This window comes from Mesorhizobium sp. M4A.F.Ca.ET.022.05.2.1, assembly GCF_003998845.1.
Taxonomy (GTDB): Bacteria; Pseudomonadota; Alphaproteobacteria; order Rhizobiales; family Rhizobiaceae; genus Mesorhizobium.
Genome location: NZ_RZOJ01000238.1, coordinates 1 through 9,375 on the forward strand (window position 1 = coordinate 1; position 9,375 = coordinate 9,375).

Consider the following 9,375-nt stretch of genomic DNA (forward strand, 5'->3'; position numbering starts at 1 on the left):
GATCGAGCGTAGCCTCCCCAGCGTCGAAAAGGCGGTGAAATGGAACTCGCCGCTCTACGGGGTCGAGGGCCAGGGCTGGTTCCTCGGCATTCATTGCTTCCCCAACTACGTCAAGGTGGCGTTCTTCCGCGGAACATCGCTCAGCCCGCTGCCCCCAGGCGAGTCCAGGACCAAGGAAACGCGCTACCTCGACATCCGCGAGGACGATCCAGTCGACGAAGCCCAGGTCGCCGACTGGGTGAGGCAGGCCAGCCGGTTGCCCGGCGAAAAGATGTGACCAGCCGATGGACACGAGGGGCAAACAACACGAAGGAAGTGACAGCCAGCCATGAAGAATAGCGCATCGCCGGAAAGCAAGTCTCCTTCGCAGCTGATAGACGCCAGGATCGAGGAGTTAGGCGACTGGAGGGGTCAGATGCTCAGCCAGCTCCGCGCTCTGATCAGGGACGCCGATCCCGACGTCGTGGAGGAGTGGAAATGGAGGGGCGTTCCGGTGTGGGAGGACGCCGGCATGATCTGCACGGGCGAGACCTACAAGGCCGTCGTCAAGCTGACCTTCGCCAAGGGGGCTGCCCTGGAAGACCCCTCCGGTCTCTTCAACTCCAGCCTGGAGGGCAACACCAGGCGCGCCATCGACTTCCACGAGGGCGATGCGATAAACGCGGAGGCTCTGAAGGCGCTGGTTCGCGCGGCTGTGAGCCTGAACAAGTCCAAGGCCAGGAAATAATCCGCGGGATCGACCGGCGGCGGCCAAGGTCTGTTGAGATTCAGGTCAGGCCGAGTCGAAAACGGTGATTTCCGAGAACCGGAGCGGAGCGTACTTAAAGTACGTGAGCACCGGAAGCGCAGGAAAGCGCCGTTTGCAGGCTGGCCTCACCTGAATATCAACAGACCTAGATCGTCACCACCATTTTGCCGGCATTGGCGAGCGGCGTCGTAACCCCGGACAGCATCGTGCGGATATGGGCGACGCTCTGGTAGCGTCCGTTGACGGAGATGCGCGGCAAGGCGTGCAGGAAGCCGGCATGCTCGGCGCGCAACACGCCATGGCGCGTCGTCACCGCCGAGACATAGCCGGCGTCGCTGGCAAAGCCCACTTCGCGGCAGCCGACGGCACTGGCATAGCCATAGGGATAGGCGAGATGGCGCGGTTCCTGGCCGAGCTTTTCCAGCAATATGCGCCGGACATCGCCGATCTCATGCCGGGCATCCGCTTCCGGAAGCCGCTTCAAGTTGAGATGGTTGACGGTGTGGGCGCCGATCGTCACCAGCCTGTGTCCTGCCATGGCGCGGATCTCGTCCCAGCTCATCAGCGTGCTCGGGCGCCTTGTCTCCAGATCGATGCCGTTCGCGCGCGCGAATTCGCGCAGCGTCGCGCGCTGGTCCTCCTCGCGCACCTCCGCGGTCAGCCAGCTATGCAGGCGCGCATTGGCCTGGAGTTTTTTCCCCCGCGTCGAGCAATCGATCGTCACGGAGCCGTCCGGCATCGTCAGCGTCAGCCGATCGCGGGCGTTGACGATATCCTCGATCACGTCCCACCAAAGATCGGAGGCGCCGTCGATCAGGCCGGGCGCGACATAGATGGCGATCGGGGCGCCGTGCTTTTCCAACACCGGCAGCGCCTCAGTCATGTTGTCGCGATAGGCGTCGTCAGCGGTGATGGTGGCGAACTGACCGCCCTTGCCGCCGTGCTTGATACGTTCGATCGCCTCGTCCAGCGAAACGAAAGCGTAGCCTTCGGCCCTCAGGTCGGCGATGAGGGCGTCGAGGAAGCCGGGCGCGATGTTCAGGTGACGGTTGACGCCGTTCGGCTTCTCCGGCGTCGCGGTGACCCGGTGCAGCATGAGGATGGCGCCGATGCCGCCGACAAACGGCTTTGCCAGCGGGGCAAGGCCGGTGTAGCGGGCAACGTTCAGCGCCAGTTTCCGGATTGCTTCACCCCCGTCGATCATTCCTTCACCTTTTGCGCCTAGGCTCATCCAGCATGCGACGTGCCCATGCGTACCCCCAGGTTGAGACGAATACGCCTTAAGGATTGAGGTATGGTTGACGCCACCGCGCCATTTGGCGGCAATCGGCTGGCCGCGAGCGAGACACCGCCACGCACCATAGCGGTCGGTCAAGCCGGCCTGTCGGTGACCATCGGCGACGGCGCGGCACTTGCTACTTACGCGCGATTCTGCGCTTCGGCGCTGTTCGCGCCGGCGCAAAGTGCCGTTTGGGTAAGCAACTGGGCTCGGGCGGTTCAGCCCGACATTGTCGTTGCGGCACTCAGCGTCGAAAACGAGCAGGTGCTTTCTCTGGCCCTTGAAGTCGTCAGCCGTGGACCATTCCGCATCGCCCGCTTCATGGGTGGCCGCCATGCCAACGGCAATTTCGCCGCCGCTGCGCCGGGCCGGCTGCCAAGCGCCGACGCCGCGGCGGTCCGTTCGATGCTGAAGAGCATCGCCCGGGCGCGGCCCGACATCGACCTGATCTCACTTGAGCGGCTGCTGCCCGACCTCGACGGCGTCGGCAATCCGCTCGCCGCCCTGCCCCATTTTCCGAGCCCGAATCTGTCGCTCGGCGTCGATCTCGACGGCGGCTTCGACGCGCTGCTGGCGCGCGCCAGCGGCAAGCGCAAGCGCAAGAAGCACCGTTCGCAGACGCGCAAATTCGAGGCGGTCGGCGCCTTCCGCCGTATCGAGGCGCGCACGCGCGCGGAGGTGGACAGGCTGCTCGATGCCTTCCTCGACATGAAGGAGGTGCGCTTCCGCAAGATGGGCATCGCCAATGTGTTCGGCGAGCCGGTGGTCCGCGCCTTCTTCCGCACCCTGTTCACCGAAGCGCTGGCAGAGGGAAAACCGTCGTTTGTGTTGCATGGCCTGGAAGTCGCCGGCAAGCTGCGCGCCGTCACCGGATCGAGCCTCTCGGGCAAGCGCCTGATCTGCGAGTTCGGCGCGATCGCCGAGGACGATCTCGCCTTCACGAGCCCCGGCGATTTCCTGTTCTTCGACAACATCCAGGAAGCCTGCCAGGCCGGATTCGGCGTCTATGATTTCTCGGTCGGCGACGAACCCTACAAGCGGCTATGGTGCGATATTGAGACCCAGCATTTCGAGGTGCTGGTGCCGCTGACGCTGAAAGGCCGCGCGCTGGCGCTGGCGCTCCGGCAAGGCGCGCGGACAAAGGCCTTCATCAAGAACAGCCCGCTCATCTGGAAGCTGACCAAGATGCTACGCCGCAAGGCCGCCGGACAGGCGGCGCCTGCCGCCGAGGACGACAACTAATCACTGACCGCTGAGACCATTCGAACGATGCCCCGGCAAGCCGCCAGAGAATCGCGGTCTCACGCCGCCGTGCGGCGTCCTGGCACCGGCGTCCCCGGGGCCTCGTGGCCGAGCGGCGTCACCAGCGTGAGCTCGGGGTAGCCGTTCTCGATCAGTTTGACTGCGGCCTGCGTCACCTCGTCGTCGGCTTCCAGCATCGACAGGAAGACCTCGGTGCCCTCGCCCACCAGCCGGCCGATGCCCTGCGCGTCGGCCGGGCCGCATTCGACCACGACAAGATCATAGGCGGTGGTCAGCGACTGCATGATGATCGGCAGCCGATCGGCGGCGCGCATGGCGCGGGCCGGATCGGCGGTGCCGACCGGGATGACGTGGCAGTCCGAGTAGAGGTCGGCGTGGATGACGTCGCTGAACTGCGCCTCCGAGGCGAGCAGGTCGGTGATCCCCGGGAAAAGCCCGCTGTCCAGCATCGGCCGCGAGGCGGCACCCGATGCGGTGAGGTCGAGCAGCAGCACGCGCAGGCCGGCGTCCGAGACCTCGCGCGCTACCAGCACGGCGGAAGCGGCTGCCTCGTCGCCTTCCGGCGACACGAATATGGCGCGCGCCGTGCCAGAAGCGATCAGTTTCTCCGCCGCCTTCTCGATATCAATCTCGCCCAGCGTCGAGGCCTGCTGCCCGGTGTCTCCATCCGTCGCGTCTGCTGCGGCGACTGCTTCCGGCCCTGCCTCCGGTTCGGTCGAGCGATGCCTGGTCAGCCCGGCATCGACAAGCGCGGGCTCGGCGCGGGCAACCGGCATCTGCACCTGCTCGATTCGTCCAAATCGCGCACCGGTGGCCGGGCGCATGGCGCGGCCCGAAAACAACTCCCGAAGCAGCGTCGCGACCGCCATCAGCAGCAGCGAGGCGACAAACGCGGCGCCGACAATCGGCACGATCTTCGGGAAATAGGGCTCCGACGGCACCACGGCGCGCGAGAAGATACGCGCATCGACCGGCAGGTAGTTGCGATCGCTGCGCGAGGAGGCCTCGCGGAAGCGCGTCATATAGGATTCAAGCAGTTGGCGCTGGGCGTTGGCGTCGCGCTGCAGCGCGTCGAGCTCGACCTGCTGCTCGCCGGCACGGGCCGATGCGGCCTTCAGCGTGTTGACGTCGCCGAGGAGCTGGTTCTCGCGCGCCTGCGCCGTCTGCGCCTGCGTCGCCAGACCCTTCATGATCTTTTGCGCCTCGTTACGGATCTGGCCGTCGAGATCGGCAAGCTGTGATTTCAGGGCGCGGATGCGGGGATGATTGTCGAGCAAGGTGGTGGAGAGGTCGGCGATGTTGGCCCTGAGCTCGACCTGCCGCTCGCGCAGGCGCTGGATCAGGTCGGAATTCAGAACTTCCGGAACCGCATCCAGCGAGCCGCCTGACTGCAGCGCCTTGCGCACGCTGTCGGCGGTCGCCTCGGCGGCGGCGCGATTGGCGCGCACCCGCGACAGTTCGGTGGACAGTTCGGAAAGTTGCTGGGTAGCCAGCACCGCATTGTTGCCGCCCATCAGGAGATCCGACTGCGCGCGGAAGTCGGCGACCTTGGCCTCGGCATCCTTGACCCGCTTCGACAGGTCGGCGATCTCGGGCGCAAGCCAGTCGGTGGCTGCGGCGTTCGATTCCAGCTTGGCGTTGCCCTGGACGGAAATGTAGGTGTTGGCGATGGCGTTCGGGATGTCGGCGGCGAGCCTGGGATCCTCCGAGGAGAACTCGATGACGATAACGCGAGATTTTTCAACGCTGTAAACGTTGAGCTTCTCGCGCATTTTCTTCAGCACGCGCTCTTCCGGCGCGATTTCGTTGGGGTCGCTTTTCAACCCGACGATGACAAGCAGGCGGCTGAGCGCCGACATCTTGGCCGCCTCGTCGAATTCGGGCAGCTTCGACAGGTTGAGCTTGGCGGCCACCTGCTTGAGGATGTCCGTCGAGGAAATGACCTCGACCTGGCTGGCGACGCCCTGCTCATCGAGAATCGGTTTTTCGCTGTCGTTGCTCGTGCCGTCAGGCCGGGTGAAGACCGATTCGCGGGTTTCTATCAGCAGTTTCGTCTCGGCCTTGTATTGCGGCGTGGCAAGCCAGGCGAGCGCGAAAGCCAGACCAGTGACGGCAAGCGCAACGATAAGAATGCGCAACCAGTTCCTCGCCAGGCTGGCGAAGAGTTGCCTGAGATCGACATCGACGTCTGCGGCCGCGGACTGAACGGACATGCATCCTGCTCCGAACTTGAGTCTAGGATGGACCGTAAACAACTATGGTAACTCAGCCGTTAAGATAAGAGCGGGCGCCATTAGAGACGACTGAAGAACATTCAGCAAAGACAGTAGAATAGCTACGCTTTTTGGCAACCGCCGCCGCCCGGGACGGCAAACCTTTACCGGCCATTAACCCTAACAGGAGGATAACGGATTCCGTTCCCTGGGGTTTGCCGCAACATCTGGCGGCCAGCGATGAAGGTTCGTGACCGGTCATGAAAAGCACTGCCTCCCTTTTTCGTGCTCTGCTTGCCGTATCGATGCTCGCCGGCTGCTCAAGCTATCGGCCGACACCAGCGGCCTTCCATGAGGTGCTCGACCAACCTTATCGGCTGGGTGCCGGAGATCGCGTCCGGGTCACCGTATTCGAGCAGGATGGCCTGACCAACACCTACAGCGTCGACCAGTCCGGCTATCTCTCCTTCCCTTTGGTCGGCTCCGTGCCGGCACGCGGACACACCGCCCAGCAGCTCGAGAAGGAAATCGCCGACAAGTTGCGGCAAGGCTATCTGCGCGACCCCGATGTTTCGGTCGAGATCGACCGCTACCGGCCGATCTTCGTGATGGGCGAAGTTGGCGCGGCCGGCCAGTATTCCTATGTGCCGGGCCTCACCGTGCAAAAAGCCATCGCGATCGCCGGCGGCTTCTCGCCGCGCGCCAACCAGGAGAGCGTCGACATCACCCGCGACATCAACGGCAAGGTGATGACCGGGCGGGTGGTCACATCCGATCCGTTGCTACCCGGCGACACCGTCTACGTGCGCGAACGGCTGTTCTGAAAACCAACGTGGCGGCGAACCTGCGGATCGTCCATTGCTTTCGCTCACCCGTCGGCGGGATTTTCCGCCATGTGCGCGACCTGACCGAGGCGCAGCTCGCCGCCGGTCACTCGGTCGGAATCGTCTGCGATTCGACCACCGGCGGCGCTTTCGAAGAGCATCTCTTCGAGGGCATGAAGGACAGCCTGGCGCTCGGCATCCATCGCACGCCGATGCAGCGCCATGTCGGGCCGGGCGACCTCGCCTCGGCTTGGCGCACATACAGAATCATCAAGGAATTGCGGCCGGACGTGCTGCACGGGCACGGCGCCAAGGGTGGCGCCTATGCCCGTCTATTCGGCTCACTGTTGCGGGTATCAAGGTCTCGCGTAGCCCGCCTTTATTCGCCGCACGGCGGCTCCCTCCATTATGACGAGACGACGGCCACCGGGAAGCTGTTCTTCGCGCTCGAGCGATTCATGGCCCGGTTCACCGACTGCCTGCTGTTCGTCTCCGACTATGAAAGGCGCACCTGGCGCAGGAAGGTGGGCGAACCGCCTATCCCCAACACGCTGGTCTACAATGGTCTGCGCGCCACAGAGTTCGACGTGGTGCCGACCCTGCCCGAAGCGGCGGACCTGCTCTACATCGGCATGATGCGCGACCTAAAGGGACCGGACATCTTCATCGACGCGGTGGCGCTGGCCGGCAACAGACTCGGCCGCCAGATTAGCGCGGTGATGGTCGGCGACGGCGACGACCTGCCGCGCTACCATGCGCAGGTGAAGCGCCTTGGGCTCGACGGCCACGTCCGCTTCCTGCCGCCCATGCCGGCCCGGGATGCCTTCGCGCTGGCGGAGCTGATTGTCGTGCCCTCGCGCGCCGAGGCCATGCCCTATATCGTGCTGGAGACGCTGGCCGCCGGCAAGCCGATGATCGCCACCGCCGTCGGCGGCATACCGGAGATATTCGGCGAAGCCTCCCCTGCCCTGATCCGTCCCGACCCGAACCAGCTTGGCGACAGGCTGAGCGACGCGCTCTCCGATCTCGGCGCCTATCAGCGCCTGATGCCCGGGGCGCCCGACCTCAAGGCACGATTCGGCGCCGACGTTATGGCCGCGGAGATCGAGAAGGCCTATTTTGCCGCGCTCCGGCGCTAGAGCGTGGTCGATTTGCTCTGGGACGTTTTCTCACGCTGACCAGCCCCGTCCGCCTCAACGCAGGGTGGCAACCGCTTCAAAGCCATCTGTTGTCTCAAGGGTTTCTTAGCTCTCTTTTGCTATTCAGCCGAGCGAAGCCCGCGGACAATCCAATGAACGAGATCGACCCCGCACGCCGCTTTTCAATGAATGCGGTACGCAAATTCGACGGCCCTGCCGAGAGCGAAGCAGCGAGCGGCCTGAACGATGTGGCGCGTCAGGTCGCCTCGCAGTACCGGCGCGATACGATGTCGCCGATCATGGTCAGCGGCGTGCTGCGCATGGTCGAATTCGCGCTGCTGTTCGTGTCGGGCCTCTGCCTCTATTTCTACTATGTCGGCTTCTTCAACTATCTCGCCTGGCAGTATCCAGTAACGATCGCCGCCGCCTCGTTCCTGGCGGTGGTGCTGCTCGACGTCACCGATTCCTACCAGATCGCCGCCCTCATGCGGCCGATCGCCAGTTTTGGCCGGGTGCTTCTGGTCTGGGCCGGGACTTTCGCGCTGATGGCGTTGACGGCCTTCGCCATGAAGATGTCGGAGGACTATTCGCGCCTCCTGTTCGGCACCTGGTTCGTCGTCGGCTTCGTGCTCATCTTCGGTCTCCGGCTGGTGATGTCCAACCTGATCCGGCGCTGGGCCCGCGATGGGCGCATGGAGCGGCGCGCCGTCATTGTCGGCGGCGGCAAGTCGGCGGAGATGCTGATCCGCTCTGTCGAGAGGCAGCCCTTCAACGACATCCGCATCTGCGGCATCTTTGACGATCGCGGCGACAAGCGCTCGCCGCCGATCGTCGCCGGCTATCCCAAGCTCGGCACCATTTCCGAGCTGATCGACTTTGCCCGCATCGCCCGCATCGACATGCTGATCGTGTCGCTGCCGCTGACTGCCGAATCGCGCGTGCTGCAGCTCTTGAAGAAGCTGTGGGTGCTGCCGGTGGACATCCGTCTGTCGGCACATTCAAATGCGCTGCAATTCCGCCCGCGCGCCTATTCCTATATCGGCTCGGTGCCGATGCTCGACATCTTCGACAAGCCGATCAACGACTGGGACTCGGTCGCCAAGCGCGCCTTTGATATCCTGTTTTCGATCATCGGCATCATCGTCTTCTCGCCGGTGATGCTGGTGACGGCCATCGCCATCAAGCTCGACAGCAAGGGGCCAGTGCTGTTCAAGCAGAAGCGGCACGGCTTCAACAACGAAATCATCGAGGTCTACAAGTTCCGCTCGATGTACACCGATCGATCGGACCCGACCGCCAAGCAGACGGTGACCAAAAACGATCCGCGCGTCACCCGCGTCGGCCGCTTCATCCGCAAGACCTCGATCGATGAACTGCCGCAATTCTTCAACTCGCTGTTCGGCTCGCTGTCACTGGTTGGACCGCGCCCGCATGCGATCGCCGCCCAGTCGCACAACCTTCTCTACAATGAGGTGGTCGACGGCTACTTCGCCCGGCACAAGGTCAAGCCGGGCGTGACCGGCTGGGCGCAGATCAATGGCTGGCGCGGCGAGCTGGACACCAATGAAAAGATCCGCATGCGCACCGAATACGATCTCTATTACATCGAGAACTGGTCGCTGCTGTTCGATCTCAGGATCCTGTTCCTGACCCCAGTGCGGCTGCTCAACACGGAAAATGCCTATTGAGCGCGGTCGCCCATGATCTGCCGGCGGCGGCGGTCAATAGGTTGCCGCCTCAGGCGGTCAACGCCAAGCTGATCGCACTGATTGCATCCGGCGCGGTCTTTTTCGGCCTGCTGCTCTCGGGCTTCGTCATTGACGAGCCGGCGCCCTATGACCTCTACATGGTCGGGCTCATCGCCGTGTGGGGGGTTTTCGGCCTGCGCATCTCGCGCGCGGTGGTCCCA

At 64.0% G+C, this 9,375-nt stretch carries 8 protein-coding genes and 1 pseudogene; 7 read left to right on the forward strand and 2 right to left on the reverse strand.

Annotation, left to right across the window (positions count from 1 at the left end; genetic code table 11):
• Positions 1–277, forward strand: a 277-nt coding sequence (locus EN745_RS22670; protein WP_189363125.1) for a DUF1801 domain-containing protein, incomplete at its 5' end; no start/stop codon positions are given.
• A gap of 51 nt (positions 278–328) precedes the next feature.
• Positions 329–727 (forward strand): DUF1801 domain-containing protein, encoded by a 399-nt coding sequence (locus EN745_RS22675; protein WP_127422307.1) that lies wholly within the window; start codon positions 329–331, stop codon positions 725–727.
• Between the two features lie 166 nt (positions 728–893).
• Here the strand turns inward: EN745_RS22675 and EN745_RS22680 are convergent, their stop codons facing one another.
• The gene (locus tag EN745_RS22680; protein ID WP_127422308.1) at positions 894–1,952 is read right to left on the reverse strand and encodes a polysaccharide deacetylase family protein; all 1,059 of its coding nucleotides are present in this window, start codon (positions 1,950–1,952) and stop codon (positions 894–896) included.
• A 90-nt stretch (positions 1,953–2,042) separates the two neighbouring features.
• Between EN745_RS22680 and EN745_RS22685 the strand changes: the two genes are divergently transcribed.
• Complete coding sequence (locus tag EN745_RS22685; RefSeq protein ID WP_127422309.1) at positions 2,043–3,269, forward strand: GNAT family N-acetyltransferase; 1,227 nt, start codon at positions 2,043–2,045, stop codon at positions 3,267–3,269.
• Between the two features lie 59 nt (positions 3,270–3,328).
• Here the strand turns inward: EN745_RS22685 and EN745_RS22690 are convergent, their stop codons facing one another.
• Positions 3,329–5,503: an exopolysaccharide transport family protein gene (locus EN745_RS22690; RefSeq protein WP_127422310.1), complete on the reverse strand. Its 2,175-nt coding sequence runs from the start codon at positions 5,501–5,503 to the stop codon at positions 3,329–3,331.
• A gap of 260 nt (positions 5,504–5,763) precedes the next feature.
• Here EN745_RS22690 and EN745_RS22695 point away from each other — a divergent pair, with 260 nt between their 5' ends.
• From EN745_RS22695 to EN745_RS22710, 4 genes and pseudogenes are all read left to right on the forward strand, one after another.
• Entirely contained in the window at positions 5,764–6,327 is a 564-nt protein-coding gene (locus EN745_RS22695) for a polysaccharide biosynthesis/export family protein (protein WP_126054925.1), read from the forward strand.
• Between the two features lie 8 nt (positions 6,328–6,335).
• A complete protein-coding gene (locus EN745_RS22700) occupies positions 6,336–7,466 on the forward strand; it encodes a glycosyltransferase (RefSeq protein WP_126054926.1) in 1,131 nt (376 codons plus the stop codon).
• 152 nt (positions 7,467–7,618) lie between these two features.
• Entirely contained in the window at positions 7,619–9,154 is a 1,536-nt protein-coding gene (locus EN745_RS22705; RefSeq protein ID WP_127422311.1) for an undecaprenyl-phosphate glucose phosphotransferase, read from the forward strand.
• Positions 9,151–9,375, forward strand: a pseudogene (locus EN745_RS22710) (hypothetical protein); the annotation flags it as partial. The gene EN745_RS22705 and the pseudogene EN745_RS22710, both read left to right, overlap by 4 nt.